The sequence below is a fragment of the Geobacter sp. PheSNFMC genome, from assembly GCF_059620965.1.
The window spans coordinates 1-991 of the sequence record NZ_JCAMRN010000131.1 but is presented as its reverse complement, the minus strand read 5'-3'; the positions used below and the strand labels follow the sequence as shown (position 1 = coordinate 991).

The 991-nt window shown below is 62.2% G+C and carries 2 protein-coding genes; one reads left to right on the top strand and one right to left on the bottom strand.

The window, feature by feature from the left end:
* The coding region (locus AC6CDK_RS17795) for a UDP-2,3-diacylglucosamine diphosphatase (RefSeq protein WP_496639960.1) at positions 1-529 on the bottom strand (529 nt) is incomplete at its 3' end.
* Positions 530-597: 68 nt separating this feature from the next.
* Here AC6CDK_RS17795 and AC6CDK_RS17790 point away from each other — a divergent pair.
* On the top strand, positions 598-991 hold a 394-nt coding region (locus tag AC6CDK_RS17790), incomplete at its 3' end, for a UPF0158 family protein (protein WP_496639959.1).

Genomic DNA, 991 nt, shown 5'->3' with positions numbered 1-991 from the left:
TGGCGGCGTAGTCCCAGCGGTGCCGGCGCCGGCCATGGTTCTTGCGGCTTTCCCGCGACATGCCCACGGCGATCCGGCAGGCCACGGCGGGCGGAACGATGCGGGTGGCCACCCGCGTCAGGGGGCTGTGGAGAATGAACCGCAGGAGCCGGTAGGGATAGTCCTTCCGGTTGACCTCGTCCCCGTGGCAGAGATAGAACCGTTCCCCCCGGATGTCGACCACGGCGGGGCCCGGGTGGACCGTTGCCCGGAGCGTCTCCGTGAAAAACGGCCCCATGTGGAAATCGTGGTTCCCCTCGAAGTACTCGATCCGGACTCCGCTGTCGACCAGTTCCCGCAGCCGGTCGAGCAGGGGGAGGTAGTGGGTGAAGGGGACCGGATCGTAGCCGATCCAGAACTCGAACAGGTCACCGAGAATGTAGAGGGTGTCGACGTTGCCCCGGAGTCCGGCCAGGAACTCCATGAGCAGCCGGTAGTTTTCGTCCCCCGGTTGCCGCAGGTGGGCGTCGGCGATGAAGATTGCGCGCATGGCGGCACTATAATCGAAAGGCCGCCAAAGGTAAAGGCGCGTTGAGGCGGGCGAGGCGTAAGGTGACCATGGGATTCATGCGAGACATTGAAATACTCTGGGATGATCTTCTGGAGGCGTTCGAAAATCCGGAAACGATGCTGGCCTATTTTCTCGACAGGGAAACGGGCGATATCTTTGCCGTGCCGTCCGATTTCGACGATGACGATTTCTGGCTGGAAATGGAAGAGAGCGAGGACCGTTTCCTCCGCATCCCCGGCTTTGATTACGAGCAGGAGCGGCTGCTGCTCCACGAGTTCATCAGGGGGCTCGACAATGCGAGCCTCAAGGGGATGCTGCTGCGTTCCTTCGAAGGGAAAAAGCCCTACGGCCGGCTGGACGAGATCCTGTCGTTCTATCCCGAGGAATTCGACCGCTACATGGCCATGAAGGAGGAGCTCATCTCCGACCGGGCCCGGCGGT